The following is a 23,697-nucleotide window of genomic DNA, read 5'->3' as shown; positions in this document are numbered from 1 at the left end:
AAGCCAGTCAATGGCTACCGTCTTTCATGGCCTTTCCTTTCGGAAAGCCTTGCCGCCACCAATCTCCCCCCTTGAGGGGGAGATGTCGCGAAAGCGACAGAGAGGGGTAAAGGGCATAAGCAGCAAGCGCTGTGCTCTCGGAGAGGGTTCACCCCTCTCTGCCCCTGTCGGGGCATCTCTCCCTCAGGGGGAGAGATTACTTGTGCCGGGACGGAAGCCGATTGCGACAAAGGGAACAGGAAGTGGCGAAACGACCGACGATCATCGATGTGGCCCGCCATGCGGGCGTGTCCAAATCGACGGTATCGCTCGTGCTGCAGAATTCGCCGCTGGTGAAGAAGGCGACCCGGACCCGCGTCGAACAATCGATGCAGGCGCTGAACTATGTCTATAACCGCACCGCCGCCAACCTGCGCGGGGCGGAGGCCGGTCTGATCGGCCTCGTCATCAACGATCTGCGCAACCCGTTCTTCGCCGAATTCGCGGCGAGCGCCCAGATGACCTTCGCCGAGCATGGCTTTGCCACTGTGATCGCCAATACCGACGAGGATATCGGCATCCAGGCGCAGGTGATCGCCTCCATGGTCGAGCACGGCGTGTCCGCGCTGATCATCTCGCCGGCCTATGGCGATGAGGGCGCGGTGTTCGAACGGATCGGCCGCGCCGGGCTGCCGGCACTGCAGGTGCTGCGCATGGCATCTGCCGATACCGCCCGCTTTCCCTTTGCCTCGCTTGACTACGAGGCCGGAAGCCTCGAGGCTGCGCGGCATCTCGTTTCAAGCGGCGCGCAGAAGATCGCCTTTGTCGGCGGCCTGCCGGACCGGGCGGTGACGCAGGAGCGTATGGCGGGCTACCGCGCCGTTCTCGGCGATCGCCAGCCCATAACCCTCCTTGGCCGCCCGACCCGCGCCTTCGGCCGCGAGGCCGCGCTGAGGCTTTCCGCCGACCGTCAGGGCATCGATGCCGTGCTCTGCTTCAACGATCTGGTGGCGCTCGGCATGATGGCCGGCTTTGCCGAGGCCGGGGTCACGGTCGGCCGCGATATCGCGTTGATCGGCTTCGACGATATCGAGGAATGCGCGCTGGCCTTTCCCAAACTCTCCTCCGTCCATTGCGATATCGGCGCCTTCGGCCGCGATGCGGCAGCCACCATGCTCGCCTGGCTGGAAACCGGCGACCGCCCGCCGGAACGGCATCTGTCGCCGGTGACGCTGATGGTGCGGGAGACGAGTGGGCGTCGGTAAGGTGGGAGAAGCGTTGCACCTCCAATAATCTCCCCCCTTGAGGGGGAGATGTCGCGAAAGCGACAGAGAGGGGTATGGGCATGAGCCGCCGACACCGTGCTCTCGGAGAGGGTTCACCCCTCTCTGCCCCTGTCGGGGCATCTCTCCCTCAAGGGGAGAGATTGTGGTTGAGAGGCTTCCCGTCACGCGACAGGAATGGGCACCGGATTACGGTCATGTTCCGGATGTTCCGGCACCAAATAGCAGCGCCTCGTCTGCTATTCAGCCGCCTGCTTGCCCGCGCCGAAACGCTGCTCGATATAATCGGCGACCATCGCCTCGAAATCGGCGGCGATGTTGGGGCCGCGCAGCGTCTTCGCCTTCTTGCCGTCCACGAAGACGGGGGCGGCGGGGGTCTCGCCGGTGCCCGGCAGCGAGATGCCGATATCGGCATGCTTGCTTTCGCCCGGACCGTTGACGATGCAGCCCATCACCGCGACGTTGAGCGCTTCGACCCCCGGATATTTCTCGCGCCAGACCGGCATGTTCTTGCGCAGATCCGACTGGATCTTGGAGGCCAGCTCCTGAAACACCGTCGAGGTGGTGCGGCCGCAGCCGGGACAGGCGGCGACCACCGGCACGAACTGGCGGAAGCCCATGACCTGCAGCAGTTCCTGCGCCACCTGCACCTCGCGGGTGCGGTCACCGCCGGGCTCCGGCGTCAGCGACACGCGGATGGTGTCGCCGATGCCGTGCTGCAGCACATAGCCCATCGAGGCTGCGGAGGCGACGATGCCCTTGGTGCCCATGCCGGCCTCGGTGAGGCCGAGATGAAGCGCGTGGTCGGAACGCTCGGCAATCATCGAATAGACCGCGATCAGATCCTGCACTTGGCTAACCTTGGCCGAGAGAATGATGCGGTTCCTCGGCAGGCCGATCTCCTCGGCAAGCTCGGCGGACAGCAGCGCCGACTGGACGATCGCCTCGCGGGTGACGTCGCGCGCCGAAAGCGGCGAGCCGGCCTCGGCGTTTTCGTCCATCAGCCGGGTCAGCAGTTCCTGGTCGAGCGAGCCCCAGTTGACGCCAATGCGCACGGGCTTGTCGTAGCGGATCGCCATCTCGATGATATCGGCGAACTGCTTGTCGCGCTTGTCCTTGAAGCCGACATTGCCGGGATTGATGCGGTATTTCGCCAGCGCCTCGGCGCAGGCCGGGTGATCGGCCAGCAGCTTGTGGCCGATATAGTGAAAATCGCCGACGAGCGGCACGTCGAGGCCGAGATGCTCCAGCCGGTCACGGATCTTTGGCACGGCGGCGGCTGCCTCGTCACGGTCGACGGTAATGCGCACCAGTTCGGAGCCGGCCTTGGAGAGGGCGGCGACCTGCGCCACCGTCGCGTCGATATCGGCGGTGTCGGTATTGGTCATCGACTGGACCACCACCGGCGCGCCGCCGCCGACAATCACACCGCCGACATCGACGGCCACGGAAGCGCGGCGCGGCAGCGGGTCGTAATTCGGACGGGCGAGCGACATGGTCTTCTCCGGATATTCCATTGCCCTTCAGGTGGTACAATGCCGCGCGCTTGTCAACTCTCGCGCTCGCGCTCGGCATAGCGCGCCAGGGGCGCCATGAAGAACACGATGACATGCAGCAATGACAGGCCGGTGAAGATCGGCGCGAAGCCGATATGCTCGGCGATGAAGCCGATCAGCGACGGGGCGGCCAGAATGCCGGAATAGCCGAGCATTGTGGTGACCGAAAGGCCGATGCCGGGCTGCAGCCCCGGCAGGTTGCCCGCCGCCGAGAATGCCACCGGCACCAGATTGGAAATCCCCGCGCCCGTAATCGCAAAGCCGATGATGACCACGGCCAGGTTGGGCGCAAGCCCGACGCACAGAAGACCGGCGACCGAGGCGGCGGAGCAGAAGCGCACCGTGTTGACCGGGCCGAAACGGTCGCGCACATGGTCGCCGGCAAAGCGCATGATCGTCATGGCGAGCTGGAAGGCGGCATAGCCGAAACCGGAGGCGAACAGGGTGATGCCGAGTTCGTCGCGCAGATAGACCGCGCTCCAGTCCAGCACCGCGCCTTCCGGGATCATCGAAAACAGCGCCATGATGCCGATCAGCCAGGGCAGCGGCGTCATCGGCAGACGCACCTTCTGCCGGCGCACGCTTTCCTCCGGCGCATCGGCGAGAATCCTCGGAAAGGCAAAGGCAAGCATGCCGGCCCCGATGACGGTGACGGCCAGCGCGTGTCCGAGCGGGCCGACAACCGAGATCAGCAGACCGCCGAGGCCCGCGCCGGTCAGTCCGCCAAGGCTCCAGAACGCATGGCAGGATGACATGATTGCCCGGCCCTCGGCCTTTTCGACAGCCACGGCATTGCCGTTCATCGCCACATCCATCGCGGCCATCAGGCCACCGAACACGAACAGCGCCAGCACGGCCAGCGGGATCGTGCCGGCCAGGCTGACGAGCAGCAGCATCGGGGTGAAGATCGCGGCAACGGCCTTGACGACTTGGGCGGAGCCGAATTTCGCGATCATCACGCCGGTGAACGGCATCGCCAGCATCGACCCGACGCCGAAAGTCAGGATCATCAGGCCGAGGCCGCTTTCGGAGAGGCCGAGCCTTTCGGCGAAGACCGGAATTTTCGGCGCCCACGAGCCCATCACGAAGCCGTTCATCAGGAACAGAAGCGAGGTCGCAAGCCGCGGCTTCGACATGTAGCGCGGGCGCGGCGCGATGGTGGAAATGGTCATCTGGCGGCAATTCCGTCTGTCGTTTCAATCAGGTTCACGCCGGCCTGCAGCAGCGCGGCGCGGCTTTCGGGCTTCAGGCCCGGGCTTGTGACAAGGCCATCCAGCGCTTCCAGAGCGATCACGCTGCAGGGCGCGCGGGTTTCAAGCTTGTCGGCGGTCACCGCGGTGATCACCCGGCGCGCATGCAATGCGATCTCGCGCTTGAACAGCGCGTCGTCATAGTGAAAGCAGGTCAATCCCGCCTCGATATCGAGGCCGCAGGCGCCGATCAGGCAGAGATCGAAGTGGAAGCGCTCCAGCTCGGCGATCGCCCTGGCCCCGATCGCGCCGCCGACCTCGGGATGGATCATGCCGCCGATCATGATCACCGTCTGGCTTTCGCGCCCATCGAAGACGGTCGCGATCGCCGGCGCATTGGTGACGACCGTCACCGCGCGGTCTTCGGCGAGCGCGCGGGCGGCGGCGATATTGGTGCTGGAGGCATCGAAAAACACCGTCATGCCGTCTTCGATCTGAGCGGCCAGCATCCGTCCGAGCATCTCCTTCTCGCCGGCATCGCGGCTCTTGCGATGGCCGAGCGTTCCGCGCGCCGGCGCAATCGGCAGGGCCCCGCCATAGACCCGCTCGCAAAGGCCGCGGGCGGCGAGATCGCGCAGATCGCGCCGGATCGTGTCTTCCGAGACTTTGAATTCCGCCGCCAGATCGGCGGCCAGCACCCGCCCGGAAGCCTTGAGGCGTCCGAGGATAATGTCCTGCCGCTCGCGAATGAGATAGTCGTTCATGCGTCACCCAAATCGTGCAGAAACGTGCATAATATGGATTAAACGTGCGCGCAAGGAGAAAGGGAGAGAGTGCGATTTTCCCTGAAATCAAGGGGTCTTATTCGAACGCGGCCAACCATCGGGCCAGGAGGGTGTCGAGCGCCGTGCGCTCGGCCGGGTCGAGCGCCGCGATTAGCTTGTGCTGATTTTCGACATGGGCGGTCACAGCTTCGTCGATCAGCGAGAAACCCTTGTCGGTGAGCGCCACGGAGAAGCCGCGACCGTCTTCCGGATTGCGCCGACGCGCGATGAAGCCGGCCGCTTCCAGCCTGTCGAGGCGGTTGGTCATGGTGCCCGAGGTCACCATGGTCCGGTCCATCAGCGCCGAGGGCGAAAGCGCATAGGGCGGGCCGGAACGCCTGAGCGTGGCCAGCACGTCGAAGCTGGCGGCGTTCAGCCCGTAGCGGGCGAAAACCGTTTCCAGATTGCGCGCGAGATGCACCTGCAGCCGCTTCAGCCGGCCCATGACGCCCATTGGCATGGCGTCGAGGTCCGGGCGCTCGGCCTGCCACTCGGCCAGAATACTGTCGACATGATCCATGGCGGAAGCCTGTCGGAAAAATAGCTTGACGTCAAACTAATTCGATATAGTTTGACGTCAAGATAAATGGAGGCGATCATGCCGAAACCATCCGATTTCCTGCTGACCGCGCTGGCGCCGGCCATCTGGGGCACGACCTATATCGTCACCACCCAATTGCTGCCGGATGGCTACCCGCTGACCGTCAGCCTGCTGCGCGCCCTGCCGGCGGGTCTCATCCTGCTCTTGCTTGTCCGGCAATGGCCGAAGCCCGAATGGCTGCCGAAGCTCTTCATCCTCGGCTTTTTGAATTTCACTCTGTTCTGGGGCCTGCTGTTCGTGGCCGCCTACCGCCTGCCGGGCGGGGTGGCCGCGACGCTCGGCGCGACACAGCCGCTGATCGTGCTGTTCCTGGCGCGGGGTCTCATCGGCGCGCCGATCCGGCCGCTGGCCGTCGTCGCCGCGCTCGGCGGGTTTGTCGGCGTGGCCCTGCTGCTTTTGTCATCGATGGTCACACTCGATTCGCTGGGCATCGCCGCCGCTTTCGGCGGCGCGCTGTCGATGGCGCTCGGCACCGTGCTCACCCGCCGGTGGCAGTTCCCGGTCGCGCCGCTGACGCTGACCGCCTGGCAATTGACCACCGGCGGTCTTCTGCTGCTGCCGCTGGCGCTTGCCATGGAGCCGGGCTTTCCGATGCCTAACGCCAAAGCCGTGGCAGGCCTCGTCTGGCTGGGCCTGATCGGAGCCGCGCTGACCTATTTCTTCTGGTTTCGCGGCATCGCCAGGATCGGACCGGGACCGGCGGCCCTGCTCGGTTTCCTGAGCCCGCTCAGCGCCGTTTTGCTCGGCTGGATAATCCTCGGACAGGCGCTGTCGCCGCTGCAGGTCGCCGGCGCCGTTCTGGTCCTCGCCAGCCTCTGGATCGGCCGTTCCACCAGCCGCGCCGTAGCGCCCGCAAAAGAAAAGATCCCGGCCGAATGACCGGGATCTCGGGCTCTTTGAGCGGCATACGAGTTTATCACCCCTCGTAAACCACCAGCAGATCCTTGGCGTCGATCTGGTCGCCGGCCTTGACGTGGACTTCCTTGATCACGCCGTCGCGGTCGGCGTGGAGCGCGGTTTCCATTTTCATCGCCTCGATCGAGACCAGAACGTCGCCGACGGAGACCTGCTGGCCGGCGGAGACGCCGACGGTGGAGATCACGCCCGGCATCGGCGCGCCGATCTGATTGGCGTTGGTGGGATCCACCTTCTGGTTGACGCCCGCGCCCGCGCCATGAGCGCGATCGGGCACCTTGATCGAGCGCGGCGCGCCGTTCAGCTCGAAGAACACGGTGACCATGCCCTTCTCGTCGGCGCTGGTGATCGCCTGGTTCTGGATCACCAGCGTCTTGCCGCGTTCCAGATCGGCGAACAGCTCGTCGCCCTCGTCAAGCCCGTAGAAATAGGCGGGCGTCGGCAGAACCGAGACCGGACCATAGGTCTCGCTCGCCATGGCGTAGTCGACGAACACCTTCGGATACATCAGGTAGGAGGCAAGCTCGAAATCGTCGATCTCGCGGCCGATCTTTTCTTCTGCCTCCTTGCGCAACGCCTCGAGATCGGCGTCCGCCAGCAGCGAGCCGGGGCGCACGGTATAGGGCTTTTCGTTCTTCAGAGCCTTCTTCTGCAACCCTTCCGGCCAGCCCGCCGGCGGCTGGCCGAGGTCGCCCTTCAGCATGGAGATCACCGATTCCGGGAAGGAGATGTCCTTCGCCGGGTTCTCGACATCGGGAACGGAGAGGTCCTGGCTCACCATCATCAGCGCCATGTCGCCGACCACCTTGGAGGACGGCGTCACCTTGACGATGTCGCCGAACATCTGGTTGGCGTCGGCATAGGCCTGGGCCACCTCGTGCCAGCGGGCCTCAAGACCGAGCGAGCGCGCCTGCTCCTTGAGATTGGTGAACTGGCCGCCCGGCATTTCATGCAGATAGACTTCCGAGGCCGGCCCCTTGAGGTCGCTTTCAAACGCGGCATACTGGTGGCGCACCGCCTCCCAGTAGAACGAGATGCGGCGGATATGGCCGGTGTCCAGCCCCGGATCGCGCTCATGACCCTTCAGCGCCTCGACGATCGAGCCGAGGCAGGGCTGCGAGGTATTGCCGGAAAACGCGTCCATGGCGGCATCGACCGCGTCGACGCCGGCATCGATCGCCGACAGCACGGTGGCCGCCGAAATGCCGGAGGTGTCGTGGGTGTGGAAATGGATCGGCAGTTCGGTGGCATCGCGCAGCGCGGTGAAGAGCTGCTTCGCCGCCGCCGGCTTCAGGAGCCCGGCCATGTCCTTGACCGCGATGATGTGCGCGCCGGCGGCTTCCAGTTCCTTTGCCAGATCGGTATAGTATTTCAGATCATATTGCGGCCGCTTGGCGTTCATGATGTCGCCGGTGTAGCAGATCGCCGCCTCGCAGAGCTTGCCTTCCTCGGCCACCGCGTCCATCGACACGCGCATGTTTTCCACCCAGTTCAGGCAGTCGAACACGCGGAACAGGTCGATCCCGCCCTTGGCCGCCTGACGGACGAAATATTTCACCACATTGTCGGGATAATTGGTGTAGCCGACGCCATTGGCCCCGCGCAGCAGCATCTGCAGGAGCAGGTTGGGTGCTGCCTCGCGCACCAGCGCCAGCCGCTCCCACGGGTCTTCGGTCAGGAACCGCATTGACACGTCAAAGGTCGCGCCGCCCCAGCATTCCAGCGACAGCAGTTCCGGCAGCGCGCGGGCATAGGTCCCGGCGATCGACGCAATGTCGTGGGTGCGCATGCGGGTCGCCAGCAACGACTGGTGGCCGTCGCGCATGGTGGTGTCGGTCATCAGGACGCGCTTTTCGTGGCGCATCCACTTGGCGAATTTCTCCGGCCCCATCTCGTCGAGAAGCTGCTTGGTGCCGGGCTTCGGATCGCCCTCGATATAGGGCACCACCGGTTTGGCGATATCCTCGGCGGGCTTCGGTCGGCCCTTGGCTTCCGGATGGCCGTTGACGGTGACGTCGGCGAGATAGGTCAGAAGCTTGGTCGCGCGGTCGGCGCGCTTGACCTGGTCGAACAGCTCCGGCGTTTCGTCGATGAAACGCGTGGTGTAGCTGTAATCCATGAACTGTGGATGGGTGATGATCGCTTCGAGGAAGGTCAGGTTGGTGGCCACCCCGCGAATGCGGAATTCCCTGAGCGCGCGGTCCATGCGGCGCGCGGCCTCCTGCGGCGTCGGCGCCCAGGCGGTGACCTTTTCCAGAAGCGGATCGTAATAGCGGGTGATCACAGCGCCGGAATAGGCAGTGCCGCCATCAAGCCGGATGCCGAAGCCGGTCGCCCCGCGATAGGCGGTGATGCGGCCGTAATCGGGAATGAAATTATGCTCCGGGTCCTCGGTGGTGATCCGGCACTGCAGCGCATGGCCGCGCAGCCTTATCTCTTCCTGCGGCGGAACGCCGGAGGCAGCCTCGTCACCGATTGGATTGCCGTCGAGGATGTGGATCTGCGCCTTGACGATGTCGATGCCGGTGACGACCTCGGTCACGGTATGCTCGACCTGGATGCGCGGGTTGACCTCGATGAAATAGAACTTGCCGGTATCGGCATCCATCAGATATTCGATCGTGCCGGCGCCGATGTAATTGGTGGCCCGGCCGATCTTCAGCGAATACTCGGCCAGTTCCTTACGCTGTTCTTCGGAGAGATAGGGCGCCGGCGCGCGCTCGACGACCTTCTGGTTGCGGCGCTGGATCGAGCAGTCGCGCTCGTAAAGGTGCACAACATTGCCGTGGGTATCGCCGAGGATCTGGCTTTCGACGTGGCGGGCGCGCTCCACCAGCTTTTCGAGATAGACCTCGTCTTTGCCGAAGGCGGCCTTGGCCTCACGCTTGGCCTCCGTCACCTCGCGGGCGAGGTCTTCCTTGGCGCGGATCACGCGCATACCGCGACCGCCGCCGCCCCAGGACGCCTTGAGCATCACCGGATAGCCGACTTCCTCGGCCATTCGTGCGACCTCGTCCATGTCGTCGGGCAGCGGCGCGGTGGCGGGCACGACCGGCACGCCGACTTCGATGGCGAGATTGCGCGCGGCGACCTTGTTGCCGAGCCGGCGCATGGTCTCGGCCTTGGGGCCGATGAAGGTCAGGCCCGCGGCCTCGCAAGCATCGACGAATTCGGGGCTTTCGGAGAGCAGGCCGTAGCCCGGATGGATCGCGTCCGCGCCGGAAAGCTTGGCAACGCGGATCACCTCCTCGATCGACAGATAGCTTTCGATCGGGCCCATATCGTGGTCGAGATGCGGCCCGCGGCCGACCTGATAGCTCTCATCCGCCTTGAAGCGGTGAAGCGCCAGCTTGTCTTCCTCCGCCCAGATTGCAACTGTCTTGATATCCAGTTCGTTTGCAGCGCGAAAAACGCGAATGGCGATTTCGGAACGATTGGCGACAAGAATTTTCGAGATCGGCAAGGGAGGGCCTCCAGGGGACATCTGCGGGAAAATCGCGATACTGAATTCATACCCAAACTCCGGCACGAGCGCAAACCCGGCCGTGCATTCCCTGCAAGCGGAATTGACGATCTGACAGGTTCCCGCGCTACGCGTCCCCGGCGGTTGCCCGGAGCCCGTTCAGTCGCGGGCGGTTTTGCCGGAAGGCAGAACGTTGGACAGGAAGATCGCCACCGTCGCAAGCCCCGCGAACAGCGCCAGCAGGAAGCCGGGCGCCAGCATGAAGCCGGTCTGCTGGATGATGAAGGTCGCCGTCAGCGGCGTCAGCCCGCCGACAATCGCAAAGCCGATATTGTAGACGAAGGCAACGCCGGTGTAGCGCACATCCGTCGGGAAGATCGCCGTCAGCAGCACCGGTCCGACGCCCCAGGCGAAGGCCGCGATCAGCGAGATCACGATCATGGCCGGCAGCAGTTCCGAAACGCCCTGATGCATCCAGACATAGGCCGGGATCGCCGCCACCGCCAGGATCAACGAGGCGATGAAGGCTGGAACCTTGATGCCGACGAAATCCGAGATCAGGCCGGCAACCGGCATCGGCAGCGAGAACAGCACGATGCCGATGAGAACGGCGGTCGCCACCTGATCGGGATCGTATTTCAGGAAATCGGTCAGATAGGAGTTCATGTAGAGATAGAGCAGCGGCACGGTCGCCGCCCCGAGCCCGGTGATGAACAGGCCGAGCCAGACGGCGCGGGCATTGTCGCGGAACAGCGCGGCGAGCGGCACCTTGTGGGCATGGGCTTCCATCTCGGCGAAGGCCGGGCTTTCGGAAAGCCGCGCGCGCAGGAAGAAGCCCGCGATTGCCACCAGCCCGCCGACGAAGAAGCCGATGCGCCAGCCATAGGACAGCACGGCGGTCTCCGACATCAGATGGGTGATCGCCCATTGCACGGCCTGGGCGGCCAGCATGCCGACATTGATGATCATGAACAGGAAGCCGCAGGCAAGCCCGCGCCGCTTCGGCATGGTTTCGGTGATCAGCGTCATCGCGCCGGGGATCTCCCCGCCAAGGCAGAGGCCCTGCACCATGCGCAGCACCACGAGCAACACGGTGGCGGCAATGCCCCAACTGGCATAGCCGGGCATGAAGGCGATCAGGAATGTCGCGCCCGCCATGCCGGCGATCGAGACCCTGAGCATGGCCTTGCGGCCATGTTTGTCGCCGAAATGGGAAAACAGGATGCCGCCGATCGGGCGCACGAGATAGCCGACGGCGAAGATCGCGAAGGCTGCCAGCAGCCGCGCGGCGGGCGCCTCGTCCGGAAAGAAGGTCTTGCCGATCTGCGAGGCGAAGGAGGCATAGATCACGAAGTCATAGAATTCGAGCCCGCCGCCCATGCTCCCCAGAAAGAGTGCGCGTCTGCGCTCGCTGGCCGTCACCGTCATCCCGTTTCTCCACGCTTACACCTGAGCGACGTTCGCCGATGCATGCCGGAAAGGCAAGGTGGAAAACGCTCACCTCAGTCGAATGCGGTCGCAAGGCCTGCAAGCGCCGCCTCGACGATCGCCTCCAGCGATTGATCGATGTCGACGACGACCACGCCGGGCTCGCCGTCCGGCCGCTCCAGCGTTGCGAGCTGGCTCCGAAGCAGCGAAACCGGCATGAAATGGCCGGTGCGATGGCCCATGCGGGCGCTCAGCAAGGCTTCGCTGCCGTCCAGAAACACGAAGGCCAGCGGGCCGCCGGCGGCCTCGCGAAGACGGTCGCGATAGGCTTTCTTCAGCGCCGAGCAGGTGATCACGACGCCCTCTCGCCGGTGGCGCGCGATCTCCGCGCCGATCAGCGCCAGCCAGGGCCAGCGGTCCTCGTCCTGAAGCGGAATGCCGCGCGACATTTTTTCGACATTGGAAGCGGGATGAAGGTCGTCGCCCTCGATGAAATCATGGCCCGCGCGCTCGGCAAGACGCCGCGCGACCGAGGATTTGCCCGAGCCGCTGACGCCCATAACGATGATGGCGTCGGGGATCGCGCCCGGTTTTTCAATGTCATGATTGTTCATTCTGGTCCCGCTCCGCAAGTATGAGGGCATGGTCTAGAATGGTTCGCGCCGGATTGGAAGCGCGCAGGCCATTTCGAAGGCGCGGGTCTGATACCAAGGATGGCCTGCCGCCGCTCCGGTGACGGTTTTGTGACGCGCAAGGGGTTTACCCCCGCCGCCCCCGGAGGCATAAGGGTTGAGGCATTACTTTCAGGCCCAATGAAATGAACGCATTGCAGACCCCCGACCCGAATGATGACCTCGCCGGCCTTGGCGACGACCGCAGCCTTCTGCTTGTCGATGACGACGCGCCGTTCCTGCGCCGGCTGGCGCGCGCCATGGAAACGCGCGGCTTTGACATCGAAACGGCGGGCTCGGTTGCCGAAGGGATCGCGCTTGCCAAGGCGCGGCCGCCGGCCTTCGCCGTGGTGGATCTGAGGCTTGAGGATGGCAGCGGGCTCGACGTGGTCGCCGCCATCCGCGAGGCGCGGGCCGATACCCGGATCGTGATGCTGACCGGATACGGCAATCTCGCCACCGCCGTCACCGCCGTGAAGCTCGGCGCGCTCGATTACCTCGCCAAGCCCGCCGATGCCGATGATATCGTCCATGCGCTGACCCAGCAGCCCGGCGAAAAGATCGACCTTCCGGAAAATCCGATGTCGGCCGATCGGGTGCGCTGGGAGCATATCCAGCGGGTCTACGAGATGTGCGACCGCAACGTCTCCGAAACCGCCCGCCGCCTCAACATGCACCGCCGCACGCTGCAGCGCATCCTAGCCAAACGCGCGCCGCGCTAGAGCTGCCCCGTTGGCCGCCGCTTGGATTGAAACCGGCGGCCGCTGCCCAAAAATTACCCTTTCGAAACAAGCATATTGCGGCATTCGCCCAAAGTATGAGCATTCGCCCACTTGACAGAGTACGTCATTCTGGTGAGTAATTGCCCACATCGTAAGCTATTGCTCAATTCTGAGGGAGGAACGAGTATGAAACTTCATTCGACGCTGCTCGCCGCTTGCTCGCTGGTCGCCCTGACCGGCGTTGCTTCTGCTGAAACGCTGACCATTGCCACCGTCAACAACGGCGACATGATCCGCATGCAGAAGCTCACCGACGATTTCACCAAGGACCATCCGGATATCGACCTCGAATGGGTCACACTTGAAGAAAACGTGCTGCGCCAGAAAGTCACCACCGATATCGCCACCAAGGGCGGTCAGTATGACGTGCTGACCATCGGCAATTACGAAGTGCCGATCTGGGCCAAGCAGGACTGGCTTCTGCCGCTGAACGACCTGCCCGGCGATTATGACGCCGCCGATCTTCTGCCCGCCATCGCCGGCGGACTGTCCGTCGACGGCACGCTTTACGCCGCTCCGTTCTACGGCGAAAGCGCCATGGTGATGTACCGCACGGATCTGGCCGAAAAGGCCGGCGTCACCATCCCGGCCGAGCCGACCTGGGACGAGATCAAGGCCGCGGCCGAAGCCATGACCGACAAGGACAACGGCATTTACGGCATCTGCCTGCGCGGCAAGGCCGGCTGGGGCGAGAACATGGCCTTCCTCGGCGCGATGTCCAACTCCTATGGCGCGCGCTGGTTCGACATGGAATGGAAGCCGCAGTTTAACACCGAAGAGTGGAAGGCGACGCTCACCGACTATCTGGACATGATGAACAATTATGGTCCGCCCGGCGCGTCCTCCAACGGCTTCAACGAGAACCTCGCGCTGTTCCAGCAGGGCAAGTGCGGCATGTGGATCGACGCCACCGTCGCCGCCTCGTTCGTGACCGACCCGAAGGAATCCAAGGTCGCCGATTCCGTCGGCTTCGCGCTGTTCCCGGAAAAGGGCGATCTCGGCAATCGCGGCAACTGGCTGTGGTCGTGGAACCTCGCCATTCCGGCATCCACGCAGAAGGCCGATGCGGCCAAGGCGTTCGTCGCCTGGGCAACCTCCAAGCACTACACCGATCTGGTGGCAGAGCAGGACGGCTGGCGCGCGGCACCTCCCGGCACCCGCACCTCGCTCTATGAGAACGCGGATTACCAGGAGGCGGCACCGTTTGCCGAAATGACGCTGGAATCGATCAACGCGGTCGACACCAACAAGCCTTCGGTTCAGGAAATCCCCTATACCGGTGCTCAGTTCGTCTCGATCCCGGAATTCCAGGGTATCGGCACCGCCGTTGGCCAGCAGTTCTCGGCAGCCCTTGCCGGCAACGTGACCGCCGAACAGGCCCTCAACAACGCGCAGCAGCTCACCCAGCGCGAAATGATGAAGGCCGGCTACATCAAGTAACCTTCCTCCGCGGGGCGGCCGGGCTCAAGGGTCCGGTCGCCTTCGGAGTTCAAGCCGAAATGATGACGGCCGCCGCGCATGAAGTGACGGCGGCCAATCCGGTTTTGGCGCACCGATGAACGGCCTTTCCCGGCCGGACAGGGAAGGATGCGCAACGAACGGGCTCGCGGCGCCTCAGGGCGGCCTGACGATCCACTTTGCGGGGAAACACCGAAATGGCGACGACCCATACCAAAAATGCGGCGCGGCTGATGATGGCGCCCTCGGTCATTCTGCTCTTGTTGTGGATGATCATACCGCTGTCGATGACGATCTACTTCTCGTTCCTGCGCTACAATCTCCTGATGCCGGGCACGGAAAGCTTCGCCGGCTTCATGAATTACCGGTACTTCCTGACGGACCCGGCCTTCTTCCAGGCGATCGGCAATACGCTGATACTGGTGGGCGGGGTGCTGTTTGCCACCGTTGTCGGCGGCATCGCGCTGGCGCTGCTGCTCGATCAGCCGATCTTCGGACAGGGCATCGTGCGCATTCTGGTGATCGCGCCGTTCTTCGTCATGCCGACCGTTTCGGCGCTGGTGTGGAAGAACATGCTGATGAACCCGGTCAACGGGCTGTTCGCCTCGCTGGCGCGGTTTCTGGGCATCCAGCCGATCGACTTCCTGTCATCCATGCCGCTGACATCGATCGGCCTGATCGTCACATGGCAATGGCTGCCCTTCGCAACGCTCATTCTTCTGACGGCGCTGCAGTCGCTGTCGGAGGAGCAGAAGGAAGCCTCCGAGATGGACGGCGCCAACGCCTGGAACCGTCTGATCTACATCATCCTGCCGCATATGGCGCGCGCCATCACCGTGGTCGTGCTGATCGAGACGATCTTCCTGCTTTCGATCTTCGCCGAAATCCTGGTCACCACCAATGGCGGCCCCGGCACGGAAAGCACCAACCTCACCTACCTCGTCTACATGCAGGCATTGCTGCAGTTCGACGTGGGCGGTGCGTCCGCCGGCGGTATCATCGCCGTCATTCTCGCCAATATCGTTGCGATCTTCCTGGTTCGCATGATCGGCAAAAATCTGGAGGACTGACGATGGCACGCCAGGTAACAACACAGAAGAAAGTCGCCTTCACCGCATTGGCGTGGCTGATCGCGTTCCTGATCTTCTTCCCGATCCTGTGGACATTTCTGACAAGCTTCAAGACGGAGGGCGAGGCCGTCGCCTCGCCGCCCTCCTTCCTGTTCTTCCAGTGGACGCTGGAAAACTATGTCGAGGTGCAGGCGCGCTCGAACTATTTCCACCATTTCTGGAATTCGGTGGCGATCTCGCTCGGCTCCACGGTGATCGGCCTCTTGATCTCGGTGCCGGCCGCCTGGGCGATGGCGTTCTCGCCGACGCCGCGCACCAAGGACGTGCTGTTGTGGATGCTCTCCACCAAGATGCTTCCGGCCGTCGGCGTGCTGGTGCCGATCTACATCATTTTCCGCGATCTCGGCCTGCTCGACACCCGCACCGGCCTGATCGTGGTGATGATGCTGATCAACCTGCCGATCATGGTGTGGATGCTCTACACCTATTTCAAGGAAATCCCGGGCGAAATCCTCGAAGCCGCTCGGATGGATGGAGCGACGCTCGGCAAGGAGATCGTCTACGTGCTGACGCCGATGGCGATCCCGGGCATTGCCTCCACCCTTCTTCTCAACATCATCCTTGCCTGGAACGAAGCGTTCTGGACGCTGAATCTGACGGCCTCGAAAGCGGCGCCGCTGACAGCCTTCATCGCTTCCTATTCGAGCCCGGAAGGCTTGTTCTACGCCAAGCTTTCCGCGGCATCGACCATGGCGATTGCGCCGATCATCATTCTCGGCTGGTTTTCGCAGAAGCAGCTCGTGCGCGGGCTCACCTTCGGCGCGGTTAAATAAGGACAGGACCAATGGGCAGCATCAGACTTGAAAAAGTTTCCAAGCATTTCGGCGAGCACGCGGTCATCCCTTCGATCGACCTCGAGATCAACGAGGGTGAGTTCGTCGTCTTCGTCGGCCCCTCGGGCTGTGGTAAATCCACGCTTCTGCGGCTGATCGCGGGACTGGAGGACGTCACCTCCGGCCGCATCCTGATCGATGGCGAGGATGCCACCGACAAGCCGCCGGCAAAGCGGCGGCTCGCCATGGTGTTCCAGTCCTATGCGCTTTACCCGCATATGAGCGTCAGGAACAATATCGGCTTTCCGCTGAAGATGGCGGATGTCGACAAGGCCGAGATCGACCGCAAGGTCGAGGACGCGGCCAAGATCCTGAACCTCACCGACTATCTCGACCGCAAGCCGCGCGCGCTTTCCGGCGGCCAGCGCCAGCGCGTGGCGATCGGCCGCGCGATCGTGCGCAATCCGGAATGCTTCCTGTTCGACGAGCCGCTGTCGAACCTCGATGCAGCACTCCGCGTCAATATGCGCCTCGAGATCACCGAACTGCACCAGCAGCTCGATGCCACTTCGATCTACGTGACCCATGACCAGGTCGAGGCCATGACGATGGCAGATAAGATCGTGGTGCTGCGCGCCGGCAATATCGAACAGGTCGGCTCGCCGCTGGAGCTTTACCGCAAACCCGCCAATCTGTTCGTCGCCGGCTTCATCGGCTCGCCGAAGATGAACTTTGTCACTGGCAAGGATGCGGAAGGTTACAACGCCCACACGATCGGCGTCCGGCCGGAGCATCTGACGCTGTCGACCGAAAGCGGCACATGGCGGGGCAAGGTCGTGGTCGCCGAGCATCTCGGTTCCGACACCTTCCTGCACATCGATGTCGACGGCATCGGCCAGATCACCGCGCGCGCCAATGGCGACTTCCCGGTTCGCCACGGCGACGTCGTCCACGTCACCCCCGATCCGGAGCGGATCTACCGCTTCGACGACAAGGGTCTGGCGCTTTAACCGGCGAGGCGACGGGACGCAAAAACAATGGCGGGCGTCATTACCGGCGCCCGCCCCGGAATGCGAAAATCGGACAGGACAATGACCAAGGCACTTTCTCTCGACACACTCAAGGACCACGCCGACAAGGCGGCCGTGCCGACCTATGCGCGCGACGACCTTTCGCCGGGCATTGTCCATTTCGGCGTCGGCAATTTTCACCGCGCCCATCAGGCGGTCTATCTGCACGAGCTCTTCAACAAGGGCCGCGATCACGACTGGGCGATCATCGGCGCCGGTGTGATGCCGGGCGACGCGAAGATGCGCGACGTGCTGAAGGGCCAGGATTTCCTGACCACGGTGGTCGACCAGGAAGCCCATGCCAGCAGCGCCACGATTACCGGCGCGATGATCGACATGATCGCGCCGCCGGATTTTGACGCCATGATCGACAGGCTCGCCGATCCAGCAATCCGCATCGTCTCGCTGACGGTCACCGAGGGCGGCTATTTCATCGACCCAGCCACTGGCAAGTTCGACCCCAAACATCCGGCAATCGTGGCCGACGGCAACAACCCGGATCAGCCCAAGACCGCTTTCGGCCTGATCATCGCCGGGCTGAAGAAGCGCCGCGCGGCGGGCGTTCCGGCGTTTACCGTGATGTGCTGCGACAACATTCCCCATAACGGCGCGGTCACGAAAGCGACCGTTTCCGGCCTTGCCGAACTTTCCGATCCGGATTTCGCCGCCTGGATCCGCGCAAATGTCGCCTTCCCCAACGCCATGGTCGACCGCATCACGCCGGCCACCGGCGAGCGCGAGCGCAAGATAGCGGCTGAGGAATACGGCATCGCCGACAACTGGCCGGTTTTCTGCGAGGAATTCCGGCAGTGGGTGCTGGAGGATGATTTCCCGCTCGGCCGTCCCGCGCTGGAAGAGGTCGGCGTCACCTTCGTCGACGATGTCAGCCCCTACGAGATCATGAAGCTCCGGATCCTGAACGGCGGCCATGCCGCGATCGCCTATCCGGGCGAGCTGCTCGACATCCACTTCGTCCACGAGGCGATGGAAAACGAGCTGATCGCGGCCTTCCTCGAAAAGCTCGAAAAAGACGAGATCATCCCGATCGTGCCGCCCGTGCCCGATACCGATCTCACTGAATACTACGAACTGATCGCGCGACGCTTCGCCAACCCCAAGATCGGCGACACGATCGAGCGACTGGCGCTCGACGGCTCCAACCGCCAGCCGAAATTCATCCTGCCCTCCGCCGCCGCCCGGCTGGAGAATGGCCTCGACGTCACCGGCTTGGCGCTGGTTTCGGCGCTGTGGTGCCGCTATTTCGAGGGTACGTCCGACAGCGGCCGCAAGATCAGGTTCAATGACGAGGCGGCCGACCGTCTTCATGCGGCGGCACTTGCCTCGCGGGAAAAGCCGACCCGTTTTCTGGAAGAGCGTGACATTTTCGGCGGCGTTGCCGACAATCTGCAATTCGTGAAGCGGTTCACAGGCGCGCTTGAAAGCCTGCGCGCGCACGGAACCGCTGCGACGCTGAAACGCTATATCGACGGCGATCTGGAGTAACGCCGCCATCAGGAGCCATATGCCCGCAAAGCCGCTCATCATTTTCGATTGCGACGGGGTGCTGGTCGACAGCGAACCGATTTCGCTCGCGGTGTTGAGGGAGGCGCTCGCAATCGAGGGCATCAGCATCTGCGATGAGGATGCGCGCCGGCTTTTTCTCGGCCGCTCGCTTGCAACCATGCTTGCGATCGTCAAGGACGATTATGGCGCGACCCTCGGCGACGGGTTTCTGGAAGGGCTGAGGCGCGAGCTCTATGCCCGCTTCCGCGCCGAACTGAAACCGACACACGGCATTGCGGCGGCCTGGGCCGAGCTGGAGGCGACGGGTTACGAGTTTTGCGTCGCCTCCTCCTCCCAGCCCGAACGCATCCGGCTTTCGCTCGAGATCGCCGGTCTTCTGCCGCGTTTCGAACCGCCGATCTTCTCCGCCTCGATGGTGGAAAATGGCAAGCCCGCGCCCGATCTGTTCCTCTTCGCCGCGGGCCGGATGGATCGGCCGCCGCAGGAGTGCCTGGTGATCGAGGACAGCGCGGCGGGCATTGCCGCGGCCAAGGCGGCGGGCATGCGGGTCTTCGCCTATCTCGGCGCCACACATGCGCGTTCTCCCGGCTACCGCAAGCAGATTGCTGCGCTTCACCCCGACCTAATGTTTGACGCCATGGACAATCTCGTCCAACGTGCGGCAAAAGTCTGACGGAAAATCAAGGGTAGGAGCGACCGGGATGCGCGATCATGTGATTGCGGTCGATGTCGGCACGGCGAGTGTCAGGGCGGCCGTGTTCGACGCTGCCGGCGCGATGCTTGCCCGCGCGTCCTCCCCGCTGCGCCTCAAACGCCCGGCGCCCCGACGCGGCGAATATTCCTCCGAAGACATATGGCAGGCCACGGCGGAGGCGGTGAAGGCGGCCCGCGCGGCAGCCGATATCGCGACGGAGCGGATCGCGGGCCTTGCCTTCGGCGCGACCTGCTCGCTGGTGCTTCTGGACCGCGACGGGCGGCCGCTGACGCTTTCGGAAGACGAGACCGGCACCTTCGACACCATCGCCTGGTTCGACCACCGCGCCGCCCAGGAAGCGGCCGAACTCAGCGGTTTCGACCATGAGGCTGTGCTCCATTCCGGCGGTTCGGTCTCGCCGGAAATGCAGGTGCCGAAACTCGCATGGCTGAAGCGCAACCGCCCGGACCTCTGGGAACGGGCCGGCGGCATCTTCGATCTCGCCGACTACCTCACCTTCCGCGCCACCGGCAGCGATCGCCGCTCGCTCACCACGCTTTCGGCCAAATGGTTCTATCGCGGCGATCACGTCCTTCCCTGGCCGCTCGGTCTTCTGGAACAGGCCGACCTCACCGATCTGCGCGACAAGGCGGGAATCCCGGAGATCATTCTTGTGCCGGGCGATGCCGCGGGCCGGCTGACGGCGACGGCGGCCAGCGATCTCGGTCTGGATGGCGAGGTGGTGGTCGCAGCCGGCCTGATCGACGCCTATGCCGGCGCGCTCGGCGCGCTGCCGCCGCCGGACCTGAAAACCGATGGCGAACTGGCGCTCATCGGCGGCACGTCGAGCTGCATCGTCGGCTATGAAAGCCGGCCCGTCTTCGCACCAAGCCTCTGGGGGCCCTATTTTTCCGCGCTTTATCCTGCGCGATGGCTGTTCGAGGCGGGCCAGTCGGCCACCGGCGGCCTGCTCAACCACCTGCTGGAGGTCCACAGCGCCGGCGGCACCGCCACCGAGGAGCAGCACGGAAGGGTGATCGCCCGGATCGAGGAAATGCTGCAAAAGCGCGGGCCGGGCTTTGCCGACGGACTCGATATCCTCCCCGATTTTCACGGCAGCCGCTCGCCCTTCGCCGACGCCTCGATGACCGGCATGGTTGCCGGGCTGACGCTTGATGGCAGTTTCGACGGGCTCTGCCGGCTCTATTGGCGCGCCTCGGTGGCGATCGCCCTGTCGCTCCGCCAAATCCTTGCCCTACTGTCCGAGAACGGCATCGCCGCCACAAACCTGCATCTGGCCGGCGGCCACAGGCGCAACCCGCTGCTCACCCGGCTTTACGCCGATGCCACCGGCCTGCCTGTGATGGTCTCGCCGACCGAGGACGTCGTCCTGCTCGGCTCCGCCATCCACGCCGCAACCGCCGCGCGTCTCGCCCCCGATCTCGGAGCGGCCGCGCGCGCCATGCAGGCGATGCCGGTGGAAATCGCGCCCGATCCGAACCTTGCGGATTACTATGCCCGCCAGTATCGCCGGTTGGAAATCCTGCAAGCTTGTCGGGAGGCTTTGAAGCAGGTCTCCGGATAAGCAGATTCCAAAATCCTTTTCGCATTTTGACCCGCTCTTCAAGGTTAATTTTTCCTTGACCTTGCGCCCCCCGGTTGCGACACGTGATTCACAGGCAATGCTCGATATGATCAGGAGTGGGGACCGAAAATGAAGTTTACTTTCGTGAAACTGACGGGCGCGGTTGGGCTTGCCGCAATTGCGGGGTGCAGTGGCGGGGGTGGCGGGGGACCGGCCATCGCCCAGGATCCCGGAATTACAATTCAAACTCCTCCTCCATCTGTCGATCCGGGTTATTATCAGGACGGCGAACCCCGAAAAGACACTGGGGAACCTTCGAACGCGACTGGATTTGCTGCTGTTTCGGCCTATCCGAAAGATTGGGAAAGTGGCAGTTCCAGAGCGTTAATTCAGACAAAAGACGATGGTTATGTCTCCATAAAGATTGCCGCCGGCCCTCTGGCAGGACAGGAGTTCATCTTGCCGCCTCTTTCGCCCGATGGGACCAGCGATGCTGCATCCGAATATATGCGAGTCCTCAGCGAAGATGGACAGCCACTTGTAGCGGTGATTGATGCGGAAAGGGGCAACTATCCTGACTCTTTTTTATACGCTTATCGATTCACGGAAGGTCTGACCGAAAACATGCCGGTTAGCGGCAAAGCCAAATATCAGGGAACTGCATTTGGTTACAGCGCCGTTTCATTTGGCGCCGTTAGCTCCCAGGAAGGGACTTTTTCGGCTGAGGTCGATTTTGCTTCGTCCTCGTTGCAGGGGAATATCTCCACAGGGGGCAGAAATGCCCAGTTCGATGGCGCAATTACAGGCAGTACCTTCAGTTCGGACAGCCTGCCGGCAGGCTCAAAAGTTGAAGGAGCATTCTATGGCGATAACGCCTCGTCGATGGGAGGCACTTATCTCTTCAATGGTGACAACGAAATGATCGGTGGGTTCACGGCAAGTCGCGGACCTATCCAACCGTAAACTCCAGCCACAGAAAGACATAAACAAACCTTTATGTCTTTCTTGCCAGTTTTCGCCAAGGCTGATAGGTACGAAACAGATGAACAGGCAAATTGCGGGTGCCGGTCGCGCTCGTCATGCCGAAATGTTTCCGGAGTTTCAGATGAGCACCACAAACGACTATCTCGTCGCCGATATCGCGCTGGCCGATTACGGCCGCAAGGAAATCGACATCGCCGAAACCGAAATGCCGGGCCTGATGGCCGCGCGCGCGGAATTCGGCGAGAGCCAGCCGCTGAAGGGCGCGCGCATTTCCGGCTCGCTGCATATGACGATCCAGACCGCCGTGCTGATCGAGACGCTGACGGCGCTGGGCGCCGAGGTCCGCTGGGCCTCCTGCAACATCTTCTCCACCCAGGACCATGCCGCCGCCGCGATCGCCGCCGCCGGCATTCCGGTCTACGCCGTCAAGGGCGAGACGCTTGCCGAATACTGGACCTATACCGACCAGATCTTCCAGTGGGCCGATGGCGGTCAGTCGAACATGATCCTCGATGATGGCGGCGACGCCACCATGTATATCCTGATCGGCGCGCGCGCCGAGGCCGGCGAGGACGTGCTGTCCAAGCCCGGCTCGGAGGAAGAGGAAGTGCTGTTCGCGCAGATCAAGAAGCGCATGGAAGCCTCCCCCGGCTTCTTCACCAAGCAGCGCGAAGCCCTTCTCGGCGTGACCGAGGAAACCACCACCGGCGTCAATCGGTTGTATCAGCTTGCGAAGAAAGGCCAGCTCCCCTTCCCGGCGATCAACGTCAACGACTCGGTCACCAAGTCGAAATTCGACAACAAATATGGCTGCAAGGAATCGCTGGTCGACGGCATCCGCCGCGCCACCGATGTGATGATGGCCGGCAAGGTCGCCGTCGTCTGCGGTTACGGCGATGTCGGCAAGGGCTCCGCCGCCTCGCTTTCGGGCGCCGGCGCCCGCGTCAAGGTCACCGAAGCCGATCCGATCTGCGCGCTGCAGGCGGCGATGGACGGCTATGAGGTCGTGCTTCTGGAAGACGTGGTTGCAAGCGCCGATATCTTCGTCACCACCACCGGCAACAAGGACATCATCCGCATCGAGCATATGCGCGAGATGAAGGATATGGCGATCGTCGGCAATATCGGCCATTTCGACAACGAGATCCAGATTTCCTCGCTGCGCAACTACACCTGGACCAATGTGAAGCCGCAGGTCGACATGATCTCGTTCCCTGACGGCAAGCGCATTCTGCTGCTTTCGGAAGGCCGCCTGCTGAACCTCGGCAATGCCACCGGTCACCCCTCCTTCGTGATGTCGGCCTCGTTCACCAACCAGGTGCTGGCGCAGATGGAAATCTTCCAGAACCACGCCAAGTACGAGAACACGGTTCACGTTCTGCCGAAGCATCTCGACGAAAAGGTCGCGCGCCTCCACCTCGACAAGCTCGGCGCCAAGCTGACGGTGCTGTCGGAAGAACAGGCCGCCTATATCGGCGTGACGCCGGAAGGCCCGTTCAAGCCGGAACATTACCGTTACTGAGGCCTGACGCGGGGCTACCGGCGGCCCGCATCAGCCACAAAAACGAAAGGCGGCCCCGTATGGGAGCCGCCTTTTCAGACTGCTGACAAAACCGCAGATGCGCAGGCTATTGCCTCCCACGACCCTCCCACAGGGGTCATGCTCGGACTTGATCCGAGCATCCATTCAGCTTCAGTCATTGACTACAGAATCTCTTCTGCGAACGCACGTCGTGTTGCCATGGTTCCTCGTGTCAAGCACGAGGATTGTTTGTTTGAAGAGGTGT

General features: G+C 63.3%; 19 protein-coding genes. 12 read left to right on the top strand and 7 right to left on the bottom strand.

Translation table 11 applies throughout. From position 1 onward, the window contains the following. Nucleotides 1–242 precede the first annotated feature (242 nt). On the top strand, nt 243–1,244 hold the full coding sequence (locus K7H91_RS17335; RefSeq protein WP_230721484.1) for a LacI family DNA-binding transcriptional regulator: 1,002 nt from the start codon (nt 243–245) through the stop codon (nt 1,242–1,244). A 257-nt stretch (nt 1,245–1,501) separates the two neighbouring features. Here K7H91_RS17335 and ispG read toward each other — a convergent pair whose 3' ends face one another. The 4 genes from ispG to K7H91_RS17315 form a co-directional block, all read right to left on the bottom strand. After that, nucleotides 1,502–2,758 (bottom strand): flavodoxin-dependent (E)-4-hydroxy-3-methylbut-2-enyl-diphosphate synthase, encoded by a 1,257-nt coding sequence (gene ispG / locus K7H91_RS17330; RefSeq protein WP_230721483.1) that lies wholly within the window; start codon nt 2,756–2,758, stop codon nt 1,502–1,504. 53 nt (nt 2,759–2,811) lie between these two features. Next, on the bottom strand, nt 2,812–3,990 hold the full coding sequence (locus K7H91_RS17325; protein WP_230721482.1) for an MFS transporter: 1,179 nt from the start codon (nt 3,988–3,990) through the stop codon (nt 2,812–2,814). Beyond that, the gene (locus K7H91_RS17320; RefSeq protein ID WP_230721481.1) at nt 3,987–4,772 is read right to left on the bottom strand and encodes a DeoR/GlpR family DNA-binding transcription regulator; all 786 of its coding nucleotides are present in this window, start codon (nt 4,770–4,772) and stop codon (nt 3,987–3,989) included. The genes K7H91_RS17325 and K7H91_RS17320 overlap by 4 nt, the downstream gene beginning before the upstream one ends. Before the next feature lie 97 nt (nt 4,773–4,869). Continuing rightward, nucleotides 4,870–5,352, bottom strand: coding sequence for a MarR family winged helix-turn-helix transcriptional regulator (locus tag K7H91_RS17315; RefSeq protein ID WP_230721480.1), 483 nt, complete (start codon nt 5,350–5,352; stop codon nt 4,870–4,872). Nucleotides 5,353–5,418: 66 nt separating this feature from the next. Here K7H91_RS17315 and K7H91_RS17310 point away from each other — a divergent pair, with 66 nt between their 5' ends. Next, a complete protein-coding gene (locus K7H91_RS17310; RefSeq protein ID WP_419197492.1) occupies nt 5,419–6,312 on the top strand; it encodes an EamA family transporter in 894 nt (297 codons plus the stop codon). Nucleotides 6,313–6,349: 37 nt separating this feature from the next. On the opposite strand, the gene pyc is transcribed toward K7H91_RS17310, so the two are convergent. The 3 genes from pyc to K7H91_RS17295 form a co-directional block, all read right to left on the bottom strand. Next, complete coding sequence (gene pyc, locus K7H91_RS17305; RefSeq protein WP_230721478.1) at nt 6,350–9,811, bottom strand: pyruvate carboxylase; 3,462 nt, start codon at nt 9,809–9,811, stop codon at nt 6,350–6,352. A 159-nt stretch (nt 9,812–9,970) separates the two neighbouring features. After that, nucleotides 9,971–11,239: an MFS transporter gene (locus tag K7H91_RS17300; protein WP_230721477.1), complete on the bottom strand. Its 1,269-nt coding sequence runs from the start codon at nt 11,237–11,239 to the stop codon at nt 9,971–9,973. Between the two features lie 74 nt (nt 11,240–11,313). Then, nucleotides 11,314–11,853, bottom strand: coding sequence for a gluconokinase (locus tag K7H91_RS17295; protein WP_230721476.1), 540 nt, complete (start codon nt 11,851–11,853; stop codon nt 11,314–11,316). A 203-nt stretch (nt 11,854–12,056) separates the two neighbouring features. On the opposite strand from K7H91_RS17295, the gene K7H91_RS17290 reads away from it, so the two are divergent. The 10 genes from K7H91_RS17290 to ahcY all read left to right on the top strand — a co-directional run bounded on the left by K7H91_RS17290 (nt 12,057) and on the right by ahcY (nt 23,432). Continuing rightward, complete coding sequence (locus K7H91_RS17290) at nt 12,057–12,632, top strand: ActR/PrrA/RegA family redox response regulator transcription factor (RefSeq protein ID WP_230721475.1); 576 nt, start codon at nt 12,057–12,059, stop codon at nt 12,630–12,632. A gap of 186 nt (nt 12,633–12,818) precedes the next feature. Continuing rightward, entirely contained in the window at nt 12,819–14,132 is a 1,314-nt protein-coding gene (locus tag K7H91_RS17285; protein ID WP_230721474.1) for an ABC transporter substrate-binding protein, read from the top strand. A gap of 215 nt (nt 14,133–14,347) precedes the next feature. Continuing rightward, nucleotides 14,348–15,220, top strand: a complete 873-nt coding sequence (locus tag K7H91_RS17280; RefSeq protein ID WP_230721473.1) for a carbohydrate ABC transporter permease — start codon at nt 14,348–14,350, stop codon at nt 15,218–15,220. Nucleotides 15,221–15,222: 2 nt separating this feature from the next. Further along, nucleotides 15,223–16,053: a carbohydrate ABC transporter permease gene (locus K7H91_RS17275; protein WP_230721472.1), complete on the top strand. Its 831-nt coding sequence runs from the start codon at nt 15,223–15,225 to the stop codon at nt 16,051–16,053. Nucleotides 16,054–16,064: 11 nt separating this feature from the next. After that, nucleotides 16,065–17,063, top strand: a complete 999-nt coding sequence (locus K7H91_RS17270) for an ABC transporter ATP-binding protein (RefSeq protein WP_230721471.1) — start codon at nt 16,065–16,067, stop codon at nt 17,061–17,063. A gap of 81 nt (nt 17,064–17,144) precedes the next feature. Continuing rightward, nucleotides 17,145–18,626 (top strand): mannitol dehydrogenase family protein, encoded by a 1,482-nt coding sequence (locus K7H91_RS17265; RefSeq protein WP_230721470.1) that lies wholly within the window; start codon nt 17,145–17,147, stop codon nt 18,624–18,626. A 19-nt stretch (nt 18,627–18,645) separates the two neighbouring features. Beyond that, the gene (locus K7H91_RS17260) at nt 18,646–19,320 is read left to right on the top strand and encodes an HAD family hydrolase (protein ID WP_230721469.1); all 675 of its coding nucleotides are present in this window, start codon (nt 18,646–18,648) and stop codon (nt 19,318–19,320) included. 28 nt (nt 19,321–19,348) lie between these two features. Beyond that, nucleotides 19,349–20,926: an FGGY family pentulose kinase gene (locus tag K7H91_RS17255; RefSeq protein WP_230721468.1), complete on the top strand. Its 1,578-nt coding sequence runs from the start codon at nt 19,349–19,351 to the stop codon at nt 20,924–20,926. Nucleotides 20,927–21,055: 129 nt separating this feature from the next. Next, the gene (locus K7H91_RS17250) at nt 21,056–21,889 is read left to right on the top strand and encodes a transferrin-binding protein-like solute binding protein (protein ID WP_230721467.1); all 834 of its coding nucleotides are present in this window, start codon (nt 21,056–21,058) and stop codon (nt 21,887–21,889) included. 142 nt (nt 21,890–22,031) lie between these two features. After that, entirely contained in the window at nt 22,032–23,432 is a 1,401-nt protein-coding gene (ahcY, locus tag K7H91_RS17245) for an adenosylhomocysteinase (RefSeq protein WP_230721466.1), read from the top strand. The last annotated feature ends 265 nt before the right edge of the window (nt 23,433–23,697 follow it).

The organism is Martelella mediterranea (genome assembly GCF_021021415.1).
GTDB classification, from domain to species: Bacteria; Pseudomonadota; Alphaproteobacteria; order Rhizobiales; family Rhizobiaceae; genus Martelella; species Martelella mediterranea_C.
The sequence above is the reverse complement of the archived record's forward strand: the minus strand, read 5'-3'. Positions and strand labels throughout refer to the sequence as shown.